The organism is Nocardia pneumoniae NBRC 100136, from assembly GCF_000308755.1.
Lineage (GTDB): Bacteria > Actinomycetota > Actinomycetes > Mycobacteriales > Mycobacteriaceae > Nocardia > Nocardia pneumoniae.
Genome location: NZ_BAGF01000152.1, coordinates 46,862 through 72,586, shown reverse-complemented (window position 1 = coordinate 72,586; position 25,725 = coordinate 46,862). Strand labels below are relative to the sequence as shown.

Annotated in this window: 29 protein-coding genes; 11 read left to right on the top strand and 18 right to left on the bottom strand. The window is 67.2% G+C overall.

Annotated elements, in window-relative coordinates:
* The first annotated feature begins 229 nt into the window (after positions 1 to 229).
* Both ON34_RS32220 and ON34_RS32215 read left to right on the top strand, forming a co-directional pair.
* The gene (locus ON34_RS32220; protein WP_245548300.1) at positions 230 to 1,213 is read left to right on the top strand and encodes an ADP-ribosylglycohydrolase family protein; all 984 of its coding nucleotides are present in this window, start codon (positions 230 to 232) and stop codon (positions 1,211 to 1,213) included.
* 240 nt (positions 1,214 to 1,453) lie between these two features.
* Positions 1,454 to 1,999, top strand: a complete 546-nt coding sequence (locus tag ON34_RS32215; protein ID WP_040787011.1) for a hypothetical protein — start codon at positions 1,454 to 1,456, stop codon at positions 1,997 to 1,999.
* A gap of 17 nt (positions 2,000 to 2,016) precedes the next feature.
* Here ON34_RS32215 and ON34_RS32210 read toward each other — a convergent pair whose 3' ends face one another.
* On the bottom strand, positions 2,017 to 4,095 hold the full coding sequence (locus ON34_RS32210; protein ID WP_245548314.1) for an acyltransferase family protein: 2,079 nt from the start codon (positions 4,093 to 4,095) through the stop codon (positions 2,017 to 2,019).
* On the opposite strand from ON34_RS32210, the gene ON34_RS37935 reads away from it, so the two are divergent.
* Positions 3,992 to 4,246 carry a hypothetical protein gene (locus ON34_RS37935; protein ID WP_245548319.1) on the top strand — a complete coding sequence of 85 codons (255 nt, stop codon included), beginning with the start codon at positions 3,992 to 3,994 and terminating at the stop codon, positions 4,244 to 4,246. The genes ON34_RS32210 and ON34_RS37935 overlap by 104 nt on opposite strands.
* Before the next feature lie 48 nt (positions 4,247 to 4,294).
* Here ON34_RS37935 and ON34_RS32205 read toward each other — a convergent pair whose 3' ends face one another.
* The gene (locus ON34_RS32205) at positions 4,295 to 4,549 is read right to left on the bottom strand and encodes a hypothetical protein (RefSeq protein ID WP_157172558.1); all 255 of its coding nucleotides are present in this window, start codon (positions 4,547 to 4,549) and stop codon (positions 4,295 to 4,297) included.
* Positions 4,550 to 5,135: 586 nt separating this feature from the next.
* Positions 5,136 to 5,603 (bottom strand): SPW repeat protein, encoded by a 468-nt coding sequence (locus ON34_RS32200; RefSeq protein WP_040787006.1) that lies wholly within the window; start codon positions 5,601 to 5,603, stop codon positions 5,136 to 5,138.
* Positions 5,604 to 5,736: 133 nt separating this feature from the next.
* On the opposite strand from ON34_RS32200, the gene ON34_RS32195 reads away from it, so the two are divergent.
* Positions 5,737 to 6,204, top strand: coding sequence for a MarR family winged helix-turn-helix transcriptional regulator (locus ON34_RS32195; protein WP_063821790.1), 468 nt, complete (start codon positions 5,737 to 5,739; stop codon positions 6,202 to 6,204).
* A gap of 49 nt (positions 6,205 to 6,253) precedes the next feature.
* On the opposite strand, the gene ON34_RS32190 is transcribed toward ON34_RS32195, so the two are convergent.
* From ON34_RS32190 to ON34_RS32175, 4 genes are all read right to left on the bottom strand, one after another.
* Positions 6,254 to 6,739 carry a MarR family winged helix-turn-helix transcriptional regulator gene (locus tag ON34_RS32190; protein ID WP_040787383.1) on the bottom strand — a complete coding sequence of 162 codons (486 nt, stop codon included), beginning with the start codon at positions 6,737 to 6,739 and terminating at the stop codon, positions 6,254 to 6,256.
* A gap of 70 nt (positions 6,740 to 6,809) precedes the next feature.
* Positions 6,810 to 7,505, bottom strand: a complete 696-nt coding sequence (locus ON34_RS32185; RefSeq protein WP_040787004.1) for an NAD(P)-dependent oxidoreductase — start codon at positions 7,503 to 7,505, stop codon at positions 6,810 to 6,812.
* A 59-nt stretch (positions 7,506 to 7,564) separates the two neighbouring features.
* Positions 7,565 to 8,062, bottom strand: coding sequence for a cupin domain-containing protein (locus ON34_RS32180; RefSeq protein ID WP_157172557.1), 498 nt, complete (start codon positions 8,060 to 8,062; stop codon positions 7,565 to 7,567).
* Complete coding sequence (locus tag ON34_RS32175) at positions 8,059 to 8,892, bottom strand: NAD(P)H-binding protein (RefSeq protein ID WP_040787001.1); 834 nt, start codon at positions 8,890 to 8,892, stop codon at positions 8,059 to 8,061. The genes ON34_RS32180 and ON34_RS32175 overlap by 4 nt, the downstream gene beginning before the upstream one ends.
* Before the next feature lie 337 nt (positions 8,893 to 9,229).
* Here ON34_RS32175 and ON34_RS32170 point away from each other — a divergent pair, with 337 nt between their 5' ends.
* Entirely contained in the window at positions 9,230 to 9,766 is a 537-nt protein-coding gene (locus ON34_RS32170) for a hypothetical protein (RefSeq protein ID WP_157172556.1), read from the top strand.
* Positions 9,767 to 9,781: 15 nt separating this feature from the next.
* Here the strand turns inward: ON34_RS32170 and ON34_RS32165 are convergent, their stop codons facing one another.
* The 3 genes from ON34_RS32165 to ON34_RS32155 form a co-directional block, all read right to left on the bottom strand.
* Entirely contained in the window at positions 9,782 to 10,009 is a 228-nt protein-coding gene (locus ON34_RS32165) for a hypothetical protein (RefSeq protein WP_040786999.1), read from the bottom strand.
* Between the two features lie 139 nt (positions 10,010 to 10,148).
* Complete coding sequence (locus tag ON34_RS32160; protein WP_040786997.1) at positions 10,149 to 10,952, bottom strand: SDR family oxidoreductase; 804 nt, start codon at positions 10,950 to 10,952, stop codon at positions 10,149 to 10,151.
* Entirely contained in the window at positions 10,949 to 11,569 is a 621-nt protein-coding gene (locus ON34_RS32155) for a TetR/AcrR family transcriptional regulator (protein ID WP_083889982.1), read from the bottom strand. Before ON34_RS32155 ends, ON34_RS32160 begins: the two co-directional genes overlap by 4 nt.
* Positions 11,570 to 11,822: 253 nt before the next feature.
* On the opposite strand from ON34_RS32155, the gene ON34_RS32150 reads away from it, so the two are divergent.
* On the top strand, positions 11,823 to 12,005 hold the full coding sequence (locus ON34_RS32150) for a hypothetical protein (RefSeq protein ID WP_040786994.1): 183 nt from the start codon (positions 11,823 to 11,825) through the stop codon (positions 12,003 to 12,005).
* 147 nt (positions 12,006 to 12,152) lie between these two features.
* Here ON34_RS32150 and ON34_RS32145 read toward each other — a convergent pair whose 3' ends face one another.
* On the bottom strand, positions 12,153 to 12,629 hold the full coding sequence (locus ON34_RS32145; protein ID WP_040786993.1) for an SRPBCC family protein: 477 nt from the start codon (positions 12,627 to 12,629) through the stop codon (positions 12,153 to 12,155).
* Positions 12,630 to 12,819: 190 nt separating this feature from the next.
* Here ON34_RS32145 and fabG point away from each other — a divergent pair, with 190 nt between their 5' ends.
* The 4 genes from fabG (at position 12,820) to ON34_RS32125 (ending at position 16,579) form a co-directional block, all read left to right on the top strand.
* On the top strand, positions 12,820 to 13,572 hold the full coding sequence (gene fabG, locus ON34_RS32140; protein WP_040786991.1) for a 3-oxoacyl-ACP reductase FabG: 753 nt from the start codon (positions 12,820 to 12,822) through the stop codon (positions 13,570 to 13,572).
* Positions 13,573 to 13,636: 64 nt separating this feature from the next.
* Entirely contained in the window at positions 13,637 to 14,500 is an 864-nt protein-coding gene (locus tag ON34_RS32135; protein ID WP_040786989.1) for a carbohydrate ABC transporter permease, read from the top strand.
* A complete protein-coding gene (locus ON34_RS32130; protein ID WP_040786987.1) occupies positions 14,490 to 15,311 on the top strand; it encodes a carbohydrate ABC transporter permease in 822 nt (273 codons plus the stop codon). Before ON34_RS32135 ends, ON34_RS32130 begins: the two co-directional genes overlap by 11 nt.
* Positions 15,308 to 16,579, top strand: coding sequence for an ABC transporter substrate-binding protein (locus ON34_RS32125; RefSeq protein ID WP_040786985.1), 1,272 nt, complete (start codon positions 15,308 to 15,310; stop codon positions 16,577 to 16,579). Before ON34_RS32130 ends, ON34_RS32125 begins: the two co-directional genes overlap by 4 nt.
* A 1-nt stretch (position 16,580) precedes the next feature.
* On the opposite strand, the gene ON34_RS32120 is transcribed toward ON34_RS32125, so the two are convergent.
* Positions 16,581 to 17,720 (bottom strand): amidohydrolase family protein, encoded by a 1,140-nt coding sequence (locus tag ON34_RS32120; RefSeq protein ID WP_245548299.1) that lies wholly within the window; start codon positions 17,718 to 17,720, stop codon positions 16,581 to 16,583.
* A 196-nt stretch (positions 17,721 to 17,916) separates the two neighbouring features.
* On the opposite strand from ON34_RS32120, the gene ON34_RS32115 reads away from it, so the two are divergent.
* The gene (locus ON34_RS32115; protein ID WP_040786984.1) at positions 17,917 to 18,552 is read left to right on the top strand and encodes a TetR/AcrR family transcriptional regulator; all 636 of its coding nucleotides are present in this window, start codon (positions 17,917 to 17,919) and stop codon (positions 18,550 to 18,552) included.
* A 43-nt stretch (positions 18,553 to 18,595) separates the two neighbouring features.
* Here ON34_RS32115 and dmpG read toward each other — a convergent pair whose 3' ends face one another.
* From dmpG to ON34_RS32085, 6 genes are read right to left on the bottom strand one after another with little or no spacing between them, the layout of a single operon-like run.
* Positions 18,596 to 19,645 (bottom strand): 4-hydroxy-2-oxovalerate aldolase, encoded by a 1,050-nt coding sequence (gene dmpG, locus ON34_RS32110; RefSeq protein ID WP_051023438.1) that lies wholly within the window; start codon positions 19,643 to 19,645, stop codon positions 18,596 to 18,598.
* On the bottom strand, positions 19,642 to 20,586 hold the full coding sequence (locus ON34_RS32105; protein WP_040786982.1) for an acetaldehyde dehydrogenase (acetylating): 945 nt from the start codon (positions 20,584 to 20,586) through the stop codon (positions 19,642 to 19,644). Before ON34_RS32105 ends, dmpG begins: the two co-directional genes overlap by 4 nt.
* Positions 20,583 to 21,398, bottom strand: coding sequence for a 2-keto-4-pentenoate hydratase (locus ON34_RS32100; protein ID WP_040786980.1), 816 nt, complete (start codon positions 21,396 to 21,398; stop codon positions 20,583 to 20,585). The genes ON34_RS32105 and ON34_RS32100 overlap by 4 nt, the downstream gene beginning before the upstream one ends.
* Positions 21,395 to 23,212 (bottom strand): bifunctional 3-(3-hydroxy-phenyl)propionate/3-hydroxycinnamic acid hydroxylase MhpA, encoded by a 1,818-nt coding sequence (gene mhpA / locus ON34_RS32095; RefSeq protein ID WP_083889955.1) that lies wholly within the window; start codon positions 23,210 to 23,212, stop codon positions 21,395 to 21,397. The genes ON34_RS32100 and mhpA overlap by 4 nt, the downstream gene beginning before the upstream one ends.
* A complete protein-coding gene (locus ON34_RS32090; RefSeq protein WP_040786978.1) occupies positions 23,209 to 24,237 on the bottom strand; it encodes a VOC family protein in 1,029 nt (342 codons plus the stop codon). The genes mhpA and ON34_RS32090 overlap by 4 nt, the downstream gene beginning before the upstream one ends.
* Positions 24,234 to 25,094: an alpha/beta fold hydrolase gene (locus ON34_RS32085; protein WP_245548313.1), complete on the bottom strand. Its 861-nt coding sequence runs from the start codon at positions 25,092 to 25,094 to the stop codon at positions 24,234 to 24,236. Before ON34_RS32085 ends, ON34_RS32090 begins: the two co-directional genes overlap by 4 nt.
* Positions 25,095 to 25,725: the final 631 nt, after the last annotated feature.

The window sequence follows — 25,725 nt, the reverse complement described above, 5'->3', positions numbered from 1 at the left end:
CCTACACCGCAACCGTGGCCCTGTCCGTAGGGCTTCCACCAATCGGAACCTCAGCGGCACCCAGGAAGTCCATCCCTGCTCACCGTCCAGCCTGCGATCGCTTGCCAGTAGTGCCTGACCGGACGCTACCCGCAAGGCGGTCACGCGACATTCGCCACCGTCGACGCTGTCCAGCGGAGGTCCAGCCCAACCGCCGCAATCATTGGCGCCATGGCTACCATCGGACGCGATGCATATCGACTTGATGCTCGATTCACTCGATGGGCTGTCCGTGGGGGATGCGTTGGGCGCGGAATTCCCCATCATGGGCCGGTCGATTTCCGATCTTCGGGCAGGCAATCTCCCGGCCCGACAGTGGGGGTGGACCGACGACACCGAAATGGCCTGCACCGTAGTCGCCGAACTCTCCAGCCACGGTGGGATCGACCAGGATCGGATTGCCGCCGCCTTCGCGCGACGGTTCGATCCGCGCCGCGACTACGGCTTCCTAGCGGTCGACACATTGCGTCGAATTCGGGACGGCGTGCACTGGCGGGAGGCAGCCGGAGCCGCGTTCGATCACCAGGGTTCCTGTGGCAACGGTGCGGCCATGCGGGTCGCCCCGCTGGGTGCGTTTTACGCTGGCGATCCGGAAAGGATAGCCGCCGAAGCGGTCCGGTCGGCGCAGGTAACGCATCTGCATCCCGAAGGCGTCGTCGGCGCGGTCGCGGTGGCACTCGCGGCCGGTCAGGCCGCTCATGCCCGTCTGCTCGGGAGTCGGCCCACGCCAGGGGAATTCCTCACCGCCGTCCTCGACCGCCTAGACGACGGTGACACGAGCCGACTGATTCGCCGTGCTCGCAGCCTGCTCGGAGCCTCCGTGAAGGAGGCCGCGGACGAACTCGGCAATGGATCTCTGGTCACCGCGCAGAACACGGTGCCGTTCACCATGTGGGTCGCGGCAAATCATCTCGGCGACTACCCCGCCGCGATCGCCACATGTATTGCGGCGGACGGAGATATCGACACCACGAGCGCCATCGTCGGCGGGATCGTCGCGGCCTACACCGGCACCGGCAGCCGCCCCGGTCCGATCGTCGGCGTGCCGCAGACCTGGCTTGCCGCGCGAGAACCGTTGCCCGGCTGGTCCAACCCGATCCGCCGAACACGACGGCGTAAAAATTCTGCATCCGGCCGCGTTCGCAGATGGTTATCCGGCACATCGCGTCAATAACCAACCGGTCGATCGCAGGCCATCGGCAGTCAGGGACGTTTGCGGCCATCCGGCCGGTCATTGATCATGGCCTGGCCCGGGCACCCGGAACGCGCCATTACAGTGCGCTGCAACCGTGCAGCAGGTAGTGGAGGCGATGTCGTAGTCACCGATTCCGATGGCGCCGAGACACATTCGAATGTGACAATACAGCGAAGCGGCGCACAGTGTTTGGCGTTGAGAGGGGGCCCGGGACAGGTGATGGACGACAAGCAGCGGGATGAGGAGCTGGCGCAGGCGATTTCCGAAGCGCGCAAGGTGTTGCACGAATTCGGCGTTGCGCGGGAGCGGCGGCGGGCCGAGCGGGATCAGCTGCTGGAGGCGTACAAGCGGCGGATAGCCGAGATCACCGAGAGTAGGGCGCCGTACCGGCTGCTGCTGTTCGCCTGCTATCTGACCGGTGGGCTCGGTGTCGTCGGATTCGGAGTTTGGGCAGTGTTCTCGCACGATGTGCGGCAACTCGGTGCGGCGCTGAGTTTCCTTGGTTTCATCGCCCTTGTCCAACGCTGGATGCTGCGTTCCGACCTGCATGTCAGGGCGATGCATATACCGATCAACGCGGGCGTGCTGGTCGCTCTCGGCGTAGCCGCGATCGCCCTCCCCAAGCTCATGCTGCTCGCGTGGATCGGGATCGGGTACGGCATCGTCCTGCTCGGCCAGTACTTCGTTTTCCATCGCAGGGAGTGGCAGGACTGGGACCGCGTGACCGATGATCTGGAGGACGAGATGTTGGGGCCGCCGCGGTGAGAGCTGACCCGTCCGGCTCAGCCGTTGGCGAGCGCGCGGTCAGCGAGTGCGGCGATGACCGGTCCGAGTGTTCTGGCGTAACTGACGGTGAGGTGATTGTCGTCGCGGTACACCAGGTTGTCACCGATGATGAGGGGGCAGCGGGCGGCGGTGCAGAACAGCGAGGTCAGATCGGCGTACTGGCCGCCACCGGCGGTGGCTGCGGCCTGCTCGGCCGCGATGCCCGCGTCGTCGACGGCGACCGGCCGCGCCGGCGTGCAGGCCACCGCATTGTCGATATGTTCGGACAGGCAGGCCGGGACGGTGGTGTGCGGATCGGGGATCGACCCGAGAACCAGGACCGCCGCTCCGGTCGCTCGCAGCTGGCCGACCAGGCGGTTCAGGCTGTCGACCCAGGCCTGGTCGTACGCGACGAAGCCGAAGTCGGCGCCGTAGCGGCGGGACATGCTCAGCACGATCAGCCGAGGGCGTTCGGCCCGCAGCCGGGTCAGGACCTGACCGCGCCACTGCTCGCATTCGGTGTACTCCCGGCCCAGATATGGGCTGGTGATGGGCAGGCCGAGCAACGGGCAGGTGACCTTGGCCATGATTTCCAGCCGCCAATGCCGCTGCGCGGCGATCGACTCGAACGCCGGATGCCACATCGCCGCATGTGAATCGCCGACCAGGGCCACTGTCGTGGCCGAGTCCGGATCGCCGGAGGCGCATTCGGGCTGGCCTACTTCACGCCACGAGCGCACGCAGCCGTCGACGAACACGCCTGCCTTGTCGCCGGGCGCATCGGCGAGCGAGGGCGTGAGATTCGAAGGGACATCGGAGATTTCGGCAGACGCGGCGACTGCGGCCTGTGTCTGCGCGGTCAGCTGCTGGACCGCCGTGTCGTGCGGGTCGGCGCCGGGAGTGGCCGGTGCGGCGGGCGTGGCGAGCGTGAGGGCCGGGGCCGCCGCCCCACGGCCGACCGGGACGGGAATGAGCATGAGCAGCATCAGCGCGATACAACCGGCGACCGCGGTGATCGCGCCGCCACAGGCGAGGCTGCGTGCGGCCGACCTTCGCAGCGGGGCGGCGAAGCGGACCGGATTCTCCACCAGCCACAACGTGAGCATGGCGAGTCCGCCCGCCATCATGACCGCGCCCATCGAGCCACCCCATCCGAGCTGGTGACCGAGCACGCGCGGCGCCAGCAGCAGTACCGGCCAGTGCCACAGATACCAGGAGTACGACACGCGGCCGATCGCCCGCAGTTCACGCAGCGCCAGTCCGCGACCGACCCCGAATCGTGTTGTGACGCAACCGGATATGATCACCAGAGCGGTACCGAGAACGGGCTGCAGAGCCGCGGTGCCCGGATACGGTGTCTTCCCGTTCAACTGGGTACACGCCACGACGATCAGGACCAGGCCGATCCATCCGGCAAGGGCGGCGACCGATTTCGGCAACCGCGACCACGCGCCGGTCGACAGCGCGATCATGCCGCCGATGCCCAGTTCCCAGGCCCGCGTCGGTAGCGAGAAGAACGCCCAGGGTGGCAGCGTGCGGGTCAAGATCAGCGAGATCGCGAAGGACAAGGCGGCGACAACCGCGAGAACGATCAGATACGGGAACGCAGCGGCCGATCCGGATCGCCGCCGCCGCGCGAACCAGGCCGTGGCGGCGATCAGTGCGGGCCACAACAGATAGAACTGCTCCTCCACACCGAGTGACCAGAAGTGCTGAAATGGCGACGGAAGCGTGTCGCCGGCTAGGTAGTCGATGCCGCGCAGCGCGAGCCGATAGTTCCCGGTATACAAGGCGCTGGCGATCCCATCGCCGAGGACCTGGCGAGCCTGCAGCGGCGGCAGCAGTACGGCCGCGCCGATCGCGGTGGCGACCAGCACGACCCCCGCCGCGGGCAGCAGACGCCGGGCCCGCGCGCCGTAGAACCGGACCAGCCCGACAGTGCCGGTGGCAGCTGCATCGCGGAAGAGGATTCCGGTGACGAGGAAGCCGGAAATGACGAAAAAGACGTCCACGCCAACAAATCCGCCTCGGATGCCGGGTGTGTTCGCATGGAAGAACACGACGGCCAGCACGGCGACTGCTCGTAATCCCTCGATGTCGGGCCGAAATCCCTCGCGCGGTATCGCATTGTATGTCCGATCGGCCTGCCGATTTGTCAATCCGCCGCTCGCCGCCACCGTCATGGGCGGCATTTTTCTCGATGTCGCTGGTTATGTCACGGCAACTCACCGCGTACGGGCTTCCTGACCTCGATGTTTCCGGCGAGAGGAAGATTCGAAACAATGGCGGATCCTGTTATCGGGCGTCTTCGTGCAGCCGTCGGTGCGTTCCCTCCAATTGCGTCCACACCTGGCGCGCCGCGGCGGGTGCGTGTTCCCATTCGGCGCGGATGGTGTCGATGCGATCCAGCGTGGCATGGAGTTCGGCGGCAGACAGCTCGTGGTCGGAAGCCGCCGCGGCCAGCTGGGACACGAGCTGCTGCAGGCGAGCGAAATCCTGGTATAGGCGCCCCTTCCACGCCTGGGTTGTGGTCAGGTCTGTGCTGATCATCAGTACCTCCTGGTGAGCCTGAACACCGGCACACTCCAGCTTGGAGCGCGAGTAGTCGGCACACATCGGTAAAACTGACCACATGGGTACGCATCTACGTATCTACCCACCCATGCCCAGTACTTCGACGGCAAGGACGACATACTCGGGCTGTGCTGTCCGATGTGCCCGACCGATTGGGCCGAGAGCTGGGCTACTGGGTGCCCGCCGGACACCGCGGGCGCGTTCCGGCAACGCCTCAGCGAGGACTCGCACGGCCCGGAAAGATTCGGGCGGAGTCCGCAGTGCCGAATACGTCGGCGGCGCGATTTGCCTGCTGCTTCTCGCCGGATTTTGCCGCAATGCTCTCCGGCCGCAGGATCACTTGCCGTTATCGCCTGCGACTTCGGTTTGCCATTTGATTCCGGAGGCCCCACCCGGGGTCGTACTCTCCCGGGCATTTGATTCCGAACCCGGGATGTCATGGTGGCGGTGGCGGCGAACTCTCGTTCGCCGCCACCGCGGAACTACCTCATCTGGTTGCAGGGCTTCCCGCTCCCGAGGGGTTCATGTCTCGCAGGAGCCTCAGGCGGAAGCTGCACGGTTGTCAGGTCCGAGGCGTACCTGCGGAAGGTGATCGGCCCTGAAGTCCTGCCGTCCGCCTCATCCCGAGGAGCATCGAGCCGAGACCGAGCAGCACAGCGACCGCGCCGGCCACGACGTTGTTCCAGATCGTCGACGCAGTGTCGACATCGCCGCTGACGATCCAGGGAGCGACGATCGTCCACACGCCGATCAGCGGGGCAGCCCAGACGATGCCGTGGGTCCGTCCATACACCGAGGCGAACCCGAGCGCGAGCATCGCGAGGGCGATGCCGACGATGAGATTGTTCCCGGTCAAGGTCGGGAATCCGTTGAAGCCGACCACCCACGGAGAAATCGCGATGTAGAGCCCGGTCAGGAACATGCAGCCGGTGACCGCCTGGGCAGCCGGCTCCTCCGAGGCGCGCTCGTACTTCTCTCGCAACTCCAGTATGTCGGGATGCCGGCTGATGCTCATGGTCTCACTAGTCATGGTTTCCACCCTTCGGACAAGTGCACGAATCGAGACTCTCGAGCCGGGGCGGCCTGCGATCGGTCACGGCGGAACGCGACGCCGATGCTTATCGCCACCTCGAACATATATCACCCCGTGATATTATCACCCTATGACACAGGGGTCCATGTCATCGCCGGAACACCTCTCCAACCAGGAGTATTCGAGGCTGCTCGCGTTCCGAGCCGGGCTGCGCCAATTCCTGCGCGGGAGTGAGCGGCGGGCAGCCGTGGTGGGACTCACCGACACCCAGCACCAACTGCTGCTGGCGATCCGAGGGCATCCCGGTCCGGACGGGCCCAGCATCGGAGAGGTCGCCGGGTATCTGGACACCCGCCACCACAGCGTGGTGCAACTGATCGATCGCACCGAGCAACTCGGCCTGGTCACCCGCAACCGAGGGCAGGGCAAGGACCGTCGGGTCGTCCGTCTCACCCTGACCGAGGCGGGCAAGGAGATCCTGGCCCGGCTCAGCGCCACCCACCTGCAAGAGCTGCAGCGACTGGCGCCTCTCATCAGCGCGCTGATCGATCCCCCAGCCCTACCGCAGGCCGGTGAGTGTTGTCCGGTTCGGGCATAGGCTGAGCTGGTTCTCCTTGGCCAGACCAGCGCCGTGGATCGAAATCCGGTCAGGAAAGCTCGGCGGCGGACTCGTGGCCGGCGGCCGCGGTACGCCGGAGGAATTCCGCGATCAGTTCGAGTTCGGCATCGGTGTAGCCGTCGCAGATGGCGTCCATCCGGCCGTTCATTCCCGCGAAGATCCGGTAGAGCTCTCGGTTTCGGTCGTGCAGCGCGCGCACGGTGACCGCGCGTCGATCGGCGCCCTCGGGATCGCGCTCCCGCACCACCCATCCGCCACGCTGCAGTCGGTCCAGAATGCCGGTCAACGTCGCCGGGTGCAGACCGGCGCGCGCCGCCAACGCGGTCGGGGTCAGCGGCCCGTGCCGGTTGATCAGGTCCAGGCAGGTCCAGTCGACGTCCTTCAGTTCCACCTTGCTTCCGAAGCGCCGGTTCAGCACCGACAGCTGAGTATTCAGATCGCGCAGTGCCTCTTTGACCGACGTGACCAGCCGCCGGTGTCGCCGAGATGCGGCCGGATCGAGTACGGAACCCATGCACGTCACCTTCATGACTCGTCGTATGGATTCCGTATCATACGCAACCGCTAAGGACTCGTCGTGACGCTCAGTGCTTGCCGAGCGCCTCGGTCCGGATCAGCCGCAGCAAACTGGGATTGTTCGAGGTGGTGACGACGCTGACGATCGTGCGCAGATATCGGTCGTCGTCGACGAGCCGGAGCAGGCAGGCGGCCAGATCCGCTCGGGAGGTGAACCGGCCCTCGGCATGGCCTTCCACGACCGTGTAGTCGGTGACGAGTGAGGAGGTGTACAGGCCGCTGGGGCGCACGACCGTCCACTCGAGTTCGGTCGCGGTGAGCAGCGATTCCATGGCGCGCATATCGTCGTAGAGGGTCTTGCCCATGACCCGGGTGAGGTAGGGCTGCAGGACGCGATTGAACAGAAAGCCCGCGTCCGCGTACGGTTTCGGATCCACGGCACTGGACGAGACGACCGCGACGCGGCGTACCGCGTTCCTGCGCATAGCGGCGACGATATTGGCGATCCCGGCCGAATACGTGGTGATCGGTTGCTTGCTGTAGGGCACACCGAGTGTCGACAACACCGCGTCGCCGCCCGCGATCGCGGTCTCGACCGACTCCGCGACATGAACGTCGCCCTCGAACGTCGTGAGCCGGTCGTGTTCGAGCGGGAAGTTCCGCGGATTGCGGGTGACGGCGACGACGTCATGACCGGCCGCCAGGGCCTGTGCGGTCAGCAGTCGGCCGGTGGGGCCGTTCGCTCCGAAGACGATGAGACGCATGGATGTTCCTTCTGTTTCGTGCGGTTTTCGGTAGACGGGGCCTGTTCGGGCAACCGAGGTCAGAAGCCCGGTGTAGCGCTCGGGGGCAGGGCTCCCAGGATGTGGACGCCGTGGCGAGCGGCTGCGGCGGCGAGCTGGACGGTGTCGGGTGCACCGGTCGGCGCAGGAGGCAGAGACAGGGATTCGGCCGGACGGCCGGTTTCGGCGAACCATTGCTCGAACCCGCCCGGCGTGATCACGGTCAGGAACCGGCACACGTCCGAATCGACGCGGTAGGCGTGCGGCAGTCCGCGCGGGGCGAAGACCGTGGAACCGACTGTGACCCGAAACCGCTGTTCGGCGACGTGCACGGTGAGCTCACCCGCCAGGACGATGAATATCTCGTCCTCGTGCTCGTGCCGGTGCACAGGCGCCGCGGTACCGCATCGGCAGGTGTGCCTGGTGATGGCGAGCCGCCCGTCGGTCTGGCTTGCGGTGGCGTCGAATTGGACCAGCGCGCCGAGATGCCAGACCGCGCGGTGCGTGTCGTCGCCGGATCGGAACGGGGACAGCGTCACGACCACTCCTCGCGGTGATCGGCGACCCATGTCGCGAACGGGCGCGCCGGACGCCCGAGAATCGCCTCCACCTCGCCGGTGACCGTGGGCGTTCGATCCAGTTCACGGGCGTAGCGGTCCATGAGCGCGCGCACGAACCGCTCGCCGAGACCGTGCTCGATCATCGCCCGCGCGGCTGTTTCAGCCGGAATCTGCTGGTAGCGAAGCGGTCTGCCGATCACCTTGCCGATGACGGCGACCATCCGCTCCAGGCTCACCGCCTCGGGACCGGTGATCGTTATGCGGCGGCCGAGCAGGCCGTCGTCCCACATCGCCCGTGCGATGACGTCCGCGACGTCCTGTTCGTGGATGACCGCCTCGGCGAACGACGCATACGGGCCGAAGACGATGTCACCACCGGCTACCTGCTTGCGCCACGTCGTCAATGAGTTCATGGCGAACGAACTCGGTCGCACGCTCACCCATGGCAGTCCGCTTGCGACGACGGCCCGCTCCACCTCCGTGTTCCGGTCGCCGTTGTACCGGGACGGCTGCTGAGCGGGCTCGTCGTCGGCGTTGACCGCCGACATCACGACCACCCGGCCGACACCGGATGCCGCCGCGAGCGCGAGAAGTTCGCCGACGTGATCCTTGCTCGCCCGCGGGTGGACGAACAGGCTTTCGACTCCCCGCAGGGCACCGCTCACCTCGTCGAACGGCACGACCTCGACGTTCTTGGGAAAGTCGGTGACGGGCTGTCGGGATACCGCGCGGACTGCCGCACCGGTGGACAGCAAAGCGCCGACGAGAGGGCGGCCGATAGTGCCGGTGGCGCCGGTGACCAGATACATGACAACTCCTATCTAATTCATATTATATGAGCTAGATAGTACACCGCGTTCCGAGTCTGTCGATACGAGTTTCGTAATATATGAGTACTGCGGTGAAACGCACCCCGATGGCGTCTCCGTCCATCGGTTCGGCGGCGATCGAGCACCGATCCTTGCCTCTATCTCCTGCAAGTGGTATACGAAATCTATGGCTTTATAGGCAGATTTTCTGGATCCAGGTGCAGAGAAGTGAGGCGTTCCGACGTCCGCGCCGAAGCCGGGAACGGCGCCGCGATGGTCGCACCGGCGCGGGCAGGGAATGCGTCCTCGGAGCACCCCTGTCCCGGAGGTTCGTGCATTGACATACACGGCGAACAGCAGCCCCTTTGTCGGTAGCGGAGTTCAGGGCAATGCCGCCCGCGGTGATATCGCGGCCTGGGCCGCGCACCCCGCGCCCGCGGAGCGACCGAGTGAATGGCACCCCGGAATGCTGTGGTGGGATGCGACCACCGTGCTGGTGACCTACCCGGCCACGCCTCGGCGCTGGGAAACCGTCAAGCATCTGGTGATACCCGTCGACAACGGGCGGCTGGCATTCCAGATCTCCTCGCAGTCGGCCGAAGCGCGACGCCTGGCGCACGACCGGCGCGTCATCGTGCAGGCCGGGGACTGGCGAGGCAGCCCCGCCCTGGGATCGCGGCAGCATCACGGCACGGCCGAATTGGTGCGCACCGGCCCACTGTTCGACAAAGTGCGGGCCGGGATCCGCACCAAATACGGACCGCGACTGGGCCTGGCCCACCTGGCGCACAAGCTGGCACTGGGTGCGGCGCCCTACGGCGACATCACGGTGGTCGTCACCGTGCACGAGAGCCGATTCTTCGATCGGGTGTAGTCGAGCCTCCCGCCGCTACGCGTACGGCTCGACGCGCTGGACGTAGTCGAGGTCTTTGATTCGTTCGGCTACGTCCAGCGCGGCGGACACGACCAGCCGATTGGCGCCGCCGTCCTGGTCGACCTGGGCATCGGTGGCTTCCAGCCATTCGAAGAAATTCCTCCGAATGGCCGTCGGAGTGGCGTCGCCGCCGGTGGATCCTGGCTCCAGAACGATGAGGTATCTGCGGTGTTGCGCCGACATGATGGCCCTCCTTCGGTCCGCCGTCACGCTCACAGGGGCACTGCTTCCAGGGATACCCGCCGATGCGGATCGCACGCACGGCCTCGGCGTCGTCAGGCAGACTCCCGGCGCGACAGTCGGTCGCCTCGGCGTGGCACCGTCAGCGGTAGTCGTCCAAGTGGTCGATGGCCCACTGCGCGAAGGTGCGGGCGGGGACGCCGGTCACCGATTCGGACGTGGGGCCGACCGGGCTCGGTTCGTCTCCGGACGCGGCCCACAGATCGAGCACCGGGCGGTAGTAGAGATCGGCCGCCTCCTCATAGCTCAGCTCGACCAGGTCCACGGGTTCGCCGAGGGCGGCGGCGATGGCGTCCACCTGTTGCCGGTGCGAGAGGGACTCCGGTCCGGTGAGCGGATAGATCTGGCCCGCGTGGCCGGGGACGTCGAGTGCGGTGATGGCCGCGGCGGCGATGTCGGCTTCGTGGATCGGCGTCAGCTGCAGGCCCGGGAACGGGACACGGACGACGCGCTCGGCCCTGATGCTGGAGAACCAGGTGCGGGCGTTGGCCGCGAAGGCGCCCGGCCGCAGGATGGTCACCGGCAGACCCGACTCGCGCAGCGAATTCTCCACGGCGAGATGCCTTGCGCCGATGGGGTTCTGGTCACTGACCGCCGCGATAGAGGACAGCAGCACGACGTGCGCGACACCGGCCGACTTCGCGGCGTCGATGAAGGTGTCCAGGCCGTCGTGCGCGGCGTAGTAGAAGACCTTGTCCACCCCGTCGAGCGCGTCGGCGACCGAGCGCGGATCGGTCAGGTCGAGTCCGACCAGGTCGGCGCCGTCGGGGGCGCTCGCGCGGTCAGGTCGAGAACTGGCCGCCCGTACCGGCTTTCCGGCCGCGAGCAGCTGATCGACGACGGTGCGACCGACAATGCCGCGGACACCGGTGACCAGGTAGGTCATGATATTTCTCCTTCGGAACGGGAATCGCTGAGGTGGGCGAGAATGCGGCGCAACTGTTCGCCGTAGTGCCGCTCGAACTCCGCCGACCGCGCGTCCATGCCGAACAACTCGCGAACCTGGGCCGACAGCAGCACCGGCACGACGACCATTCCGAGCAGTGCGAGCCGAAGGGCGGCCGGGTCGAGATCGGCGGCGATCTCGCCGCGCTCGCGGCGGCGCCTGGTGTCGTCGATATCGTCGGCGGTCAGCGGCTGGCCGAGGGATGGATCGGCGTCGGATAGTGCCCGCCACATGAGCAATCGAACACCGCGCGGGTCGTGCAGCGCGTCGCGCAGATAGTTGGTGACCACCTCCGCCAGCGGCAGCGCCGGGTCGCTGATCGTGGCCTCTCGCTCCCGCCAGCGCTGTTGCATCGCTCGGTAGAGGCCTTCTTTGCCGCCGAAGTAGTAGGTGATCAGCTGCTTGTTGACGCCGGCGCGCTCGGCGATGTCGCCGACCCGAGCGCCCGCGTAACCGCGTGCGGCGAACTCCTCCAAGGCGGCCTCGAGCAGGCAGCGTTTGGTGCGTTCGGCGTCGCGGACGCGATTGTCGGGATCCGGAGTGCGATGAGCGGGCACCAGCACACAGTAGCCCATAATTTTACAAATGGGTAATTAATTTATCCGAACGGGTGATTGCTATATATTCGCCACATCTGCTTACTTTGTGGACAACATGCCTCTATCAGCTATGGCGGCTGTCGCCATAAGATTGCGAAGGGGGCGATTCATGCCGCCGACGGCCTTGTTTACGCCACCGCATCGGCGGATGATCGGAGAAGAGTCACCACTGGCTCGGGTCGGGAAAATCGCTCAGCCAAGGAACGTCATCATGATTACCAAAGCAGCTCAGGCGATTGCCGCAACCGCCATCACACTGTTCGTCGGCGCCCTCTTCGCTCCGACCGCATCGGCCGCTCCGGCCTCACCCGCACCGACCACCGACGCGTTGGGTTCGGTGGTGGTATGCCTCAACGTCCCGCTGGGATCGGTCAGCCTCAGCTTCTGCGTCTGACATCGCCGATCCGGCGGAAAGTGGCGCACCGCCGGGCATTCCGCTCATCGCGCGATAGGCGGCATTATCGAGGCCGCTCAGCGGTGTGCTGAGCGGCGCTGACGCTGTGCGCGGAGCCTGTCCGCCACGACCCCGCGACGGGATCACTTACCGCCGCGGTGAAATCCCCTGGCTCTCGGCCAATTCGGCGAGCCGGACGACGGATGCCAGCAGTTTGTCGGAGGTGGTCGCCCGGGCGCGGACCTGACGCTTCTCGTCGGTCAGCGAAGTCCAGTCATAGGTGTGGGTGACCAAGGTGCGAGCGTCGTCCACCGGTACCAGTTCCCAGCGCCACAGGTGACCGGGCGGCTCCTTGCCGGGTTCGGACGGACGCCACGCGATGCGGCGGCCCTCCGCGAACTCCACCACGTGATTGTCGCGCACGGCCCCGGTGGTCAGGGTCGTGCTGAACACCTCCCCCGCCGCCCGCACGCGCTGGCCCGGCGCGGCCTCCGAGAGGTTGTCGTTGCCGTCCCAGCGTGGCTGCTGGGCCGGATCCGCGATGAGCTCGAAGATTTCTTCCGCACCCGCGGCGATCTCCCGGCTGGCGCTGACAATGCGAGGAACTTCGGTCTGGTCGGTCACGTGCCGATCGAAACATCGAGCCAACCGCTGAGCAAGCCTTCCGCTCGAGGTCGCCGGAATTCGGGTATCACTCGGGGCCGAGTCGTCAGGTAGCGGAGCCGACGCGGCCGTGGCTGTTCCTCGTCACCGCCGCTGCCTGCTCGGTGCGGTATGACTGAACCCGACATCCGAACGACGAAGGGATGCGCTCATGGGCGAGCGAGTTGCAGTAGTGTCCGGCGCCGCGCGCGGAATCGGCGCGGCGATCGCCAAGCGATTGGCGGCGGACGGACTCCGGGTCGGCGTGCTCGATCTCGATGCGGCCGCCTGCGCCGACACCGTCGCGGCGATCACCGAGGCGGGCGGGCAGGCCGTCGCCCTCGGCGCCGACGTGTCGAACGAGGAGTCGGTCGCCGCTGCCGTGCAGCAGCTGGAGAGCGAACTCGGCGCGCCGACCGTCGTGGTCAACAACGCCGGTATCCTGCGCGACAACCTGCTGTTCAAGATGAGCGTCGACGACTGGGACGCGGTGCTGAACGTGCACCTGCGCGGCGCCTTCCTGCTCACCCGCGCGGTGCAGAAATACATGGTCGAGCAGAAGTGGGGTCGCATCGTGAACATGTCGAGCACGTCGGCGCTCGGCAACCGCGGCCAGGTCAACTACTCGGCGGCGAAGGCCGGGCTGCAGGGCTTCACCAAGACCTTGGCGTTCGAGCTGGGCAAGTTCGGCGTCACCGCCAATGCCATCGCGCCCGGATTCATCGTCACGGACATGACCGCGGCCACCGCCGCGCGCGTCGGCGTCTCCTTCGAGGATTTCCAGAAGGCCGCCGCCGCGCAGATCCCGGTGCAGCGCGTCGGCCGTCCCGAGGACATCGCCCACACCGCGTCGTTCCTGGTGAGCGAGGGCGCGGGTTTCGTTTCCGGACAGGTGATCTACGTGGCGGGCGGCCCCACCAACTGATCGCGCGCTCCCCTCGGCGCCCGCCCCAGAGCGGCGCCGGACGGGGACGGTAGCGTCGCAGGACATGAGACGGCGTGGGGCTCGTCGTGCCCTGACGAGTTATGTACTGCTGCTGCCGAGCCTGATCGGAGTCGCGGCGTTCCTGGTGTTGCCGATCCTGGTGGTGGCCTGGCTCAGTGTGCACAGCTGGAACCTGTTGGGTCCCATGCAGTTCACGGGACTGCGGAACTGGCGCTCGGTGCTCGGCGATCCGGCGTTCGGCCATGCCTTGCTGGTGACGTCGGCGTTGACGGCGATCGTCGTGCCGGTGCAGACCGTGCTGGGATTCGCGGTCGCCGCGCTGCTGGCCCGGCGCGGTGCGCACGGTCTACGGGTGATGTACGCGCTGCCGTGGATGTGCGCGCCGGTGGCGGTGGGCGTGGTGTGGCAGTGGATGTTCGCGCCGACGGGCGGCGCGTTGAACGCCCTGCTCGGCCGCCGCGTCGAGTGGCTGTCCGATCCGGCGCTGGCGCTGCCGTCGGTGGCCGCCGTGAGCGTGTGGGCGAACTTCGGGTACGTGGCGCTGTTCTTCGTGGCCGGGATCCGGGCGATTCCCCGCGACATCCTGGACGCGGGCGCGCTGGACGGAGCCACCGGCTGGCGTCGGATCCGCTGGCTGGTCCTGCCGCTGCTGCGGCCGACCATGTTCTTCGTCCTCGTCACCGGCGTGCTGACCGCCTTCCAGACCTTCGACACCGTGTACGCGTTGACCAAGGGCGGACCCGGCGATCGCACGGATGTGGTGGCGATGCGGATGTTCGCCGAGGCATTCGACGCCGCGCGGCCGGGCCGGGCCGCGGTCATGGCGATCGTCGTGTTCGCGGTGATGGTCGCGATCACTTTCGCGCAGCACCGCTACTTCCGGAATCGGACCACCTATGAGTTCTGATCGCCTGCGTTCGGCCGCGGCGTACACGCTACTGCTGGCCGGAGCGGCGCTGACCGTGGCGCCGCTGGTGCTCAGCGCGCTCACCGCGGTGACGACGCCCGGCCAGTTCGCCACCGGATCGCCACTCGCCCTACCACATCCGGTGACCGCGGACAACTTCCGCACCGCGCTGGACCATGGGCTCGGGCGGGCGGTGCTGGTGACCGCGCTGATGACGGTGTGCATCACCGGCGGCCAGCTGATCACCTCGGTGCTGGCGGCTTACGCGTTCGCGCGCACCGAGTTTCCCGGCCGGGACGCGCTGTTCTGGGTCTATCTGGGCACGATGATGGTGCCGCCCATGGTGACGCTGATCCCGCTGTATCTGATGTTCGCGAAACTGGGTTGGCTCAACACCTTCTGGGCGCTGGTGCTGCCGTTCGTGTTCGGCTCGCCGTACGCGATCTTCCTGCTGCGGCAATACTTCCGGGCTATTCCGGAGGAGCTGATCGGCGCGGCGCGGCTGGACGGCGCGAACACGCTGGATGTCATCGTGCACGTGATGGTGCCGATGAGCCGTCCGGTCCTGGCGACGCTGACGCTCATCACGATCGTCTCGCAGTGGAACAACTTCATGTGGCCGCTGGTCGCGAGCAGCGGCGAACGGTGGCAGGTGCTGACCGTGGCGACCGCGAATCTGCAGACCCGGTACAACGCGCAGTGGACCCTGGTGATGGCGGCGACGACCCTGGCCATCGCCCCGCTGGTGCTGCTGTTCGTGGTCTTCCAGAAACAGGTGCTGCGCTCGATCGCGTGGACGGGGGTGAAATGAGGACCTCTATCCGCGCGGTGCTCGCGATCGCGATCGCGGCGGTTCTGCTCGTCGCGGCCGTACTGTGGCTCGGTCGTGCCGGTGGGTCCGGCCGCGCCGTGGTGAGTCTGCGGATCTGGGACGAGTCGTTCGTTCCGCTCTACCGTGCCTCGCTGGAGGAGTTCCAGCGCGCGAATCCGGATGTCGAAGTGCGGATCACCGTCGTGCCGTGGTCGTCGTATCAGCAGAAGCTGCGGCTGGACGTGGCCGGCGGCACCGCCGACGACCTGTTCTGGACCAACCTGTACGAGGACTACGCCGACGCCGGACGGTTGATCGACGTCGGTGCGGCACTGGGTCCGGAAGCCGCGAGCTCCTGGGACCCGTCGGCGGTCGCGCAGTACACGCGCCACGGAATCCTTTGGGCGGTACCGCAATTCGTGGATGGCGGCACGGCGGTGTATTACAACCGCGACTTGCTCGCCGCGGCCCACATCGATCCCGCCGAATTGACTGCGCTGCGGTGGAGCCCGGGCGACGACGACACATTCCGCGCGCTGCTGCACCGGCTGGCCGCGGTCGCCCCTTGGGCCTACAACGCGGGCCACGACTTCCAATCCATCGAGCTGCCGTACCTGGGCTCGGCCGGAGCGCGGTTCCAGGATGAGCGCGATCAGTTCGTCTTCGACAGCCCGCAGGGTGTCGCTGCGTTCGACTATGTGCTGCGGTTGATCGCCGACCGGCTCGCGCCAGCCCCCGCCGACACCAACACCAACCCGGATTTCGCGAAGAATGCTTTCTTGCAGGGCGAACTGGCGCTGCTCCAATCCGGGACGTTCAACCTCGCGCGGATCGCCCAGCAGGCCCGCTTCCGGTGGGGCGTCGCGCCGCTGCCGCACGGGCCGTCCGGCCGAGTGAGCACCAACAATGCGATCGGTGTCGCTGGAAACGCCGCGACCCGGCACCCGGACGCCGTGCGGCGGGTGCTCGCCTGGCTCGGCAGCGGTGCGGGCAACCGGTATCTGGCCCGCGACGGCGCCGCCATTCCCGCTGTCGTCTCCGAGCAGCGGGCCTACCGCGACTACTGGGCCGGGAAAGGCGTCGACGTCTCCCCGTTCTTCGACGTGTTGCGCGGTCCGCGTATCCCCTCGGGCGGCGGCCCCGGTTTTCCTGCGGCCCTTCGCGCCATCGACCCGATCTTCGCCGAAATGTATCTGGGTCGAATCCCGGTGCCCGAAGCGCTGTCTCGCGCCCGCGCCGCGGCGGAGGCAGCGGTCGCGCAGAACTGAGTCACGCGTTCACCGCTTCGGCCAGTCGGGGCAGCTGCCGCAGCGGGTTGTGCCGTTCGACCTCCATGCGCTGGTCGGCGTCGAAGATGTCGCTGAGTCCGGGAGCCGGATCGTGCGTGCCGGTCTGCGGGAGGGTGAGGGCGCTGAAGGGCCAGTCCGAACCGAAGACGACGTGGTCGCGGGCGCTGACCGCGAGCACGCTGGCCATCGCGGCGGCCGACCCGCTGAGCGCGGTGTCGTAGTAGAAGTTCGCGATCTGGCGTTTGGTGTCGAGAATCGACGGCCGGGGCAGATCGTCGGGCCACAGTTCGCCGAGCACGGTTTGCGCGGCGACGCTGACGCGGTGGGACAGGAACGGAAGCGTGCCGCCCGCGTGTGCCAGCTGGAATCGGATGTTCGGGTAGCGCTGGGTCATGCCGGTGGTCATCATCAATGTCGCGGCGCGGGTGGTGTCGAAGGTGAATTCCTCCAGGAAGTCCGGCAGCGGGAGCTTCGGCTTCGCGTCGGCCGGGATCGCGGCCGGATGGACGAAGACGTAGGCGTCGCGCTGATTCAACGCGATCATCAGCGGCTCGAAGCGCGGGTCGCCGAGATACACGCCGTCGTACGCCGACAGCAGGACCACACCGTCGAGGTGCAGCTCGTCCAGCGCGTAGATCGCTTCGGCGATGGAGGCGGGAATGTCGGGCATCGGCAGCACCGCGAAGGCGCCGAAACGCTTGGCGTGGGTCTTGAAAAGGTTCGCGGCGTAGGTGTTGCAGTAGCGAGCCATGTCGTTGGCATCTTTGCCGCGCAGGAAGGACACGCCCGGATCGGACACCGACAACCCCTGGGCCTGAATCCCGTAGTAGTCCATGAACGCCAGCGCTTGCTCCGGCGACCAGTCCGGTGTCGGGTAGCCGCCTATCGTGACGTGGCCGTGGTCGAGCAGGGCCGCGCGGTAGTCCGGCGGCAGGAAGTGCGCGTGCAGGTCGATCCGGTAGGTGCCCGACGGCGCGGGCTGCTGGGTACGAGCTGGAGCGGCCTGGGCGAACGGTGTCGCCCCGGCCGCCGCGGCGACACCGAGCGTTCCCGCCACAGCGCCGCCCAAGATGCGGCGGCGGTTCATCTGCACGCCAGAGGGCCAGTTGAATTCGGGCACGGAATCCTCACTTTTCGAATCGGAAAGCACAGGGCAGAGCAGTGGAATAAGCCGGTCGGCCGGGCGTGCCCGGCCCCAGGAGCGAGAATTCGGCGTGGTGTAGCTCACGACACACCGGGCGTACAGAAGTCCCGATCTTATCTGATGGTTTCCTCAGATACGATTCTCGTAACGGTATCGCAGGATCGGAGGATCGATGGCAGAACCCGCGGTGCGCAATCGCATCGACCGGCGCCGCGAACGCACCCGCAACGCGCTGCTGGGCGCGGCGCGGAAATTCTTGTCCGAGGGTCGTTCCGCGGTGAGCATTCAGGAGATCACCGATGCCGCCGACGTCGGGTTCGGCACCTTCTACAACCACTTCCAGTCGAAAGAGCAGTTGTTCGACGAGGCGATACGTTCGGTGCTGCAGGTCTACAGCGAGATGCGCGACGCCATCGTGGCGTTGTACGAGGATCCGGCCGAGGTGTTCGCGGTGAGTTTCCGCATGACCGGCCGGTTGCAGCGGCAAGTCCCGGAAATGGTCCGGGTGCTGCTGAACTCCGGCATGTCGGTGCTGCTGCGCGACGAGGGGCTGGCGCCGCGCGCGCGGCGCGACATCATCGCCGCGCAGGGGGCGGGCCGGTTCGAGCCGATGGATCCGGACATGGCCGTCATGGCCGCGGGCGGGTCGCTGCTGGGCCTGTTGCAGATGCTGGATGCCCGGCCGGACGCCGACGCCGGAGCGCTGTCGGACGAGATGACGTTTCATGTGCTGCGCATGTTCGGGATGACCAAACGGGCGGCACAGAAGCTGACCTCGACGCCGCTTCCGCCGCAGCCACAGCTGTAGGCCCGCCGCCGATTCGGCGGCAGGCCAGGCAGCCCGGCGCGGTTCACCTCGCCCCGGCACGCGCGGCGGTGAGATCGAGCGCGATGTCGACGATCATGTCTTCCTGCCCGCCGACCAGGCCGCGGCGTCCCGCTTCGGAGAGCAGCGTGCGCACGTCGACTCCGTAAGTGGCGGAGGCCTTTTCGGCGTGCCGTAGGAAGCTCGAGTACACCCCGGCGTAGCCGAGGGCCAGCGTTTCGCGGTCCACCTGCACCGGCCGGTCCATGAGCGGGCGGATCACGTCATCGGCGGCGTCAGTGAGTGCGTCGAGGTCGGCGCGGTGCTTCCAGCCGGTGAGGTCGGCGACGGCGACGAACGCTTCCAGCGGGGTGTTGCCCGCGCCCGCGCCGAGCCCGGCCAGCGACGCGTCGACCCGGGTGACGCCTTCTTCGACGGCGACGACGCTGTTCGCGACCGACAGCGACAGGTTCTGGTGGGCGTGGATGCCGATCTCGGTACCCCGATCCAGCACGTCCCGGTAGGCGCGGACGCGGTCGCGCACACCGGCCATGGTGAGCCGCCCGCCGGAGTCGGTGACGTACACGCAATGCGCGCCATAGGATTCCATCAGCTGGGCTTGGGCGGCGAGCCCGTCCGGGGTGTTCAGGTGGCTCATCATCAGGAAGCCCGAGACGTCCATGCCCAGCTCGCGGGCGTAGCCGATGTGCTGTGCGGCGATGTCGGCCTCGGTGCAGTGGGTAGCCACCCGCACCGACCGCACGCCGAGGTCATAGGCTCGGCGCAGGTCTTCGATGGTGCCGATGCCCGGCAGCAGCAGCGTGGTCAGCCGGGCGTGCCGCAATGCGCCCGCGGCGGCCTCCAGCCATGCCCAGTCGGTGTGGCTGCCGGGCCCGTAGGTGAGACTGCCGCCGGACAGCCCGTCGCCGTGCGCTACCTCCACGGCGTCGACGCCCGCCGCATCCAGGGCGGCGGCGACGGCGGCGACCGTGGCGGGCGTGATGCGGTGGCGCAGCGCGTGCATGCCATCGCGCAACGTCACGTCCTGGAGAAAGATTTCGCGCCCGTCCGAATCGCTCTGCGATGCTGCGTTCATCGGACACTCTCCCGGGTCGATGCGGCCATACGCTCGGCGACGCGCAGCGCGGCCGAGGTCATGATGTCGAGATTCCCGGCATAGGCGGGGAGGTAGTGGGCGGCGCCTTCGACTTCGAGGAACACCGAAACCTGATGCGTGACAACGGCATCGCCGACCAGCGTGCGCAGCGATGCGTCCGGAGCGAGCGGGGTGATCTGGACGGCTTGTTTGAGCCGGTAACCGGGCACGTACGCCGCGACTTCGGCGACCATCTTCTCGATCGATTCCCGCACGTCCGCATGGGTTTTCGTATCGTCGTCGTTGATCAGGGCCAGCACGGTGTCACGCATGATCAACGGAGGATCGGCGGGATTGAGGATGATGATGGCCCGCCCGCGCCCGGCTCCGCCGACCGCGGCGATCGCCTCCGAGGTGGTCTCGGTGAATTCGTCGATATTGGCGCGGGTGCCGGGACCGGCGGACTTGGACGCGATCGAGGCGACGATCTCGGCGTAGGGCACCTCGGTGACGCGAGAGATCGCCGCGACGATCGGGATGGTGGCCTGTCCCCCGCAGGTCACCATGTTGACATCGGGCGCGTCCAGATGCTGGTGGAGATTGACCGCGGGCACGACGAACGGGCCGATCGCGGCCGGGGTCAGGTCGATCAGGCGCTTCCCGTAGGGGGCGAGGGCGGCGGCGTTGGCTCGATGCGCACTGGCGGAGGTCGCGTCGAAGACGATGTCGATCTCGTCGAAGTGTTCCATCTCGATCAGGCCCGCGACACCGCGCGCGGTAGTCGGCACGTTCAGCCGAGCCGCGCGGGCCAGGCCGTCGGAGGCCGGATCGATGCCGACCATGGCGCCCATCTCGAGCGTCTCGGAAAGCCGCAGCACTTTGATCATCAGGTCGGTGCCGATGTTTCCCGAGCCGATGACGGCGACCTTGGTGCGGCTCATGTTTCCTCCAGCGTGAAGTCGACGGTACCGAGTGTCTTTGTGCTGCTGAATATTTCGGAATGCACCCGGATGCCCGGCCGCAGCGGCGCCATCGGTCCGAGTGCGCCGGACAGGACGATCTCGCCCGCGCGAAGCGGGTCGCCGAGGTCGCGGGCGGTGCGGGCCAGCCACGCCAGCGCGTTGAGCGGATCACCCAGGCAGGCGGAACCGCTCCCGGTGGAGACAACGTCGCCGTCGATCGCCATGGTCATCCCGACCTCGCGCGGCTCGAAGTCGTCCAGCGAAAGTTTGTCGGTACCGAGGACGAACCATCCGCTGGAGGCGTTGTCGGCGACGGTGTCGGCGAAGCTGATGTTCCAATCGGCGATACGGCTGTCGACGATCTCGAGGGCGGCGACGGCGTAGTCGACCGCACCGCGCACGCTGATCGCGTCGAGTTGGCCGACGTCGAGGTCGGCGCCCAGGACGAACGCCACCTCCGCCTCGACCTTGGGTTGCAGCAACCGAGGACGATGCGCCACGGGTGTGTCGGTGACGTGCATGTCGTGGAACAGCACCCCGAAGTCGGGCTGGTTCACCCCGAGTTGGCGCTGGACCGCGGGCGAGGTCAGGCCGATCTTGCGGCCGACGATCCGAGCGCCCGCGTCGAGGCGGTGACCGTTGCCGATGCTTTGCACCGCGTACGCGAGCACGACGTCGTCGGGGCCGATCAGACCACGAACCGGAGCGGTGGGAACTCCGGTGCTCGCGGCGATGGCCAACCGCTCGGCGGCAGCCCGGACCGATGGCAGGCCCGTCACGGTTGCTGTCATCGCGCCTCCTCGAGGTCGTTGCCCGGGCCCGGCACCGAATCCGATCGGGTTGCGGCCGAAACCGATTGCGGGTTCACCGACTCCGCGTGCGCTGTGGCCGAACCGGAGTTCGTCGCGCCCGGCATGGTGGGGCGAACCGCGGAACCGGTGAGCTGACGCAGCAGCTCGGCGATCAGTGCGCCGCCGCGTCCGGGACCGGCGGTGCCGAAGACGAACCGATCCGGGCGCAGCAGCAGTAGTCCTCCCACACCTACACCCGCCTTGGCGAACCATCGGGCCAGCGCGCCGGTGTGGTCTTCGATATCGGCGAGATCATCTCCGGCGGTCCGGCCATCTCCCGGCTGTCCCTGCGGTCGCCCGCCGAGCGGGTAGACGGTGACGAAGCGCGTGCCCAGCGCCCGCAACGCGGCCAGGTCGTCCGGGCTGAGCGCGGCCCTGGGGTCGATTCCGTAGCCGAGCAGCGCGAATCCCATGCCGAGGACGTCATCGAAACGGCGATGACGACCGTCGTAGGTGCGTACGTCCGGCTGTGGGGCGAGCGTTCCCTCGACACCGCGCAGTCCACGCCGGGGCAGGCCCAGATACGCGCCGCGACGAAAGCGCGGCGACGGTTTCATCTTGGCGCCGCGAATCCAGCCACCCAGTCCGGGCACCCGCAACGCGGTGACGAGCGCGATGTCCCTGGCGGCCGCGACCAGTTTGTTGTCGATGGAGACGAGCGTCTTGTTCAACACCGACAGGTCGATCATCGCCTTGGCGTGCGGACGCCGCTCGGACTCGTAGGTGTCCAGAATCTGGAGCGAAGCACCGTTCTTGATGATCGCGGCCAATTTCCAGGACAGGTTGTCCGCGTCCCGCACGCCGGAGTTCATGCCTTGCCCGATGAACTGCGGCGTCATGTGCGCGGCGTCACCGGCGACCAGGATGCGGCCGTCACGCCAGCGGTCGGCGACGACGGCGTTGAAGGTGTAGACGAGTCTGCGCAGTACCTCGACCTCGTCCGGGTCGACGAAGCGGGCGATGTGGCGACGGACGTTGTCCGGGTCCTCCATCTCCTCCTTGGTCTGCTCGTCGCTGAGCATGAACTCGAAGCGATGATGCCGGTCCGGCTGCGGGCACGACACGATCGGCAGTTCCGGATCGCAGACGAAATTGAAATACGGCAGATGACGAAAGGCATCGACACCGTCTTTGGCTTTCAAGTCCACCACCAGCCACCGTTCCGGAAAGCTGGTGCCGGTCATATCGATGCCGAGCCGGGTCCGTACCACGCTGCGACCGCCGTCGCAGCCGACGAGGAACTTCGCCCGCACCCGCTCGGCCGTGCGCGGGTCGGTGTCCGGTGGGCGTTTGCCGTATCCGGTACCGCGACAGGCGGCGTGCTCGACGCTTACACCGGCGTCGTCCTGGTCGAAGTCGATCACTTCACGTCCGCGGCGGACACTGACGTGCGGGTAACGAAGCAGCGCGTGTTCGAGGGTGTTCTCCAGATACGGCTGGTACAGGAAGTTGGCGACCGGCCACCCCAGCGGCCGGTCGGTCTGATTGAACTGCGCCAGCACCCGGCCGTCGCCGCGGACCCACTGCACCGTGCAGTCGATGTTCATGTCGGCGGCGAGTTCCTCTGCCGCACCCGCTGTTTGGAAGACGCGCATGCCTTCGTCGTCGGTGTAGACCGCCCGCGCCAGCCCGTAGTACTCCGGCTCACGTTCCAGCACCAGCACGCTCACCCCGCGCCGCCCGAGCAGATTGGCCAGGGTCAGGCCGGTCGGGCCGAGGCCGACGAGCACGACGTCGAAATCCGTGGTTGTCATCGCGACAGTCCGCCCGCCAGTCCGGGAACGGTGGTCTCCGGTGTCCGCACGGTCCGCAGCGCTTGGCGAAACTGGGCGAACTTGTCCAGCACCGTTTCCCCGACCGTGGTGTGCCCCCAGATGCTGATGCCCTGATACGTTGTCGGCTCCCAGGTGGACTCGAGTTCGGGACCGATCACCAGCGGGTTCCAGCCCACCTCGAGCTCGAAACCGGAGGGTGTCACACAGTAGAAGGACAGCTCGCGATCATTCGTGTGCTGGCCGACCGACCACGCCATACGGAAGCCGAGATCGGTCACCCGGCCGAACGCGGCCAGCATGTCGTCCAGCGTCGCGGACTGAATGTTGATGTGCTGCACCCGGGTGCGAATCGGATCGATCTTGATGCCGCGGATATTGGCGATGGCGATCGAGTGATGGCGTTCATTGACGCGCAGGAATCGGATCTTCATCTTCAGCCCGGAGACGTTCTCGTCGATGTAGTCGGTCAGCCGGGAGTCGAAGACCGTCTGGTAGTAGCCGCGCATCGCTTCCGGCTCCCGCGACACGATCGCCACATGCCCTAAGCCTGCCTCGCCGGTCACCCAGCCGGAACTGAGCATCCGCAGCGGCTCGGGCGTCGTCACGGGCACGGTGAAGATTTCCTGCGCAATGCCTTTCGGACCCGGAAACCGCCACAATCGCTCCACGCCGCGCAGCGCGGCCTCCTCCCGGGCGCCCTCGATGATCGGGACGCCACGGTCGGCGACACGGGCGATGACGCGGTCGAAGGTCTCGTGATCGTCGACCTGCCAACCCAACGCGGTGACATCCTCGGCCGGGCCGGGCCGGATGAGGAACCGGCAGGCGCGGTCATCGAGACGGAAGCGCAGGACATCCGTGCGCAGCTCGTCGACGTGCAGCCCGATGGCGTCCGCGCCGAACCGCCGCCAGTCGGCGAGCCGCTGCGACTCCACCGCGATGTAACCGAGGTGGACCGCGCCGAAGACCGAATCGCCGGAGTCGGGCCGCGGGAAGCCGTTCATGAGCTCGCCTGGAGGAACTCGGTGGCCAGCGTGTTGAACAGCTCCGCGCGTTCCCACTGCACCCAGTGGCCGATGTTGGCCGCCACGTACAGGTCGCAGTTGGGCATGGCGTCGGCGAGCATGCGACCGCCATCGGGACGGTTGACCTTGTCCGCGGCGCCCCAGAGCACCAGCGTCGGGTGCGTGACCTGGCGCAGGCGCGAGTCGCGGGTGAAATCCATCCGCCACAGCGTGCGCAGCGCCAGCGGACCGGAGGGGCGGCGCAGCGGCGGATTCGCGATCACCTCCGGATCGATGCTGGCCCGGTAGCGTTCCTCGATCAGCTCGTCGGGCACCGCCGCCCCGTCGAACACCAGGTACTGGCGGATGAACCGGATGATCTTCTCCCGGCTCGGCCCGCTGCCCGGGTAGTAGTTCAGCAACTCTTGCAGGCCCTTGGTCGGCACCGCGCGCGTTGAGCCGACACCACCCGGCCCCATCAGCACCATCCGGCCCACCTTCTCCGGCCGGTCCATCGCCAGCCGTAGCGCGGCCGCACCCCCGTAGGAGTTGCCGACCATATGCGCCGAGGCGATGCCGAGCTCGTCCAGCAGACCTCCGACCGCCCGCGCGAGGTAGCCGAACGGATCGGACTGATCGATCCACTTCGCCGACCGCCCGTAGCCGGGCATGTCCGGCACGATCACCCGGAAACGCCTCGCCAGCGCGTCGATATTGCGCGAGTAGTTGGACAGCCCGGTCGCCCCAGGCCCGCCACCGTGCAGCAGCACCACCGGGGGACCGGACCCGGCCGCACTGAAGAAAATCTCGCGCCCGCCGACCCGGACCGTCCGCCCGGTGCCGACACCCTTGTCGATGCTCGTCACAGCTACCTCCACGACAGTTACTGATGAAATCATCAGCTACGAGGAAAGCATCTGTCAAGCAGAAAATGATGAAATTGTCAGAACCGTGGTTGCCATCACCGAATGGCCGCCGACTGCTACGTCAGGGTCGAACAGGTCCGACGATGGGGAGCACGCCGACCGCTGGCCAGCGCCACCTCGCCAACTGACCAGTACGTGATCCCGTCATGGGATATCTTGTGTCACTTCGGATTTGTGGAACGATTCTCTGCAATCGGGTGGTCTGGTCAGGGGGTCTGATGCGTTTCGCCGCAATGGTCGTAGTGACCGGCACCATGGGTCTCGGTGTTCTGTGCGGTTGCGGTCCACAGCCTCCGCAGCCCCCGGATATTCCACCCGCCACGACCGTGCAGACCAGCACGTCGAGCGCGTCTGCGACCCCGGGCGAGACACCTGCTGGGGCACCCTCGCCGTCCTACCGTGCGACCGGAATGCTTCCTCCGACCGCGGCACCTCCACCAGCACAGCAGAATGGCGAGGAGGGAGCGACCGGGCCGACTATTCCTCCGGCGAACACGCCGACCGCGACCGTTTCGGTGTCGAGTGTCATCCCGACGACGTCGCCGGTGAACCCTGGCAGTGC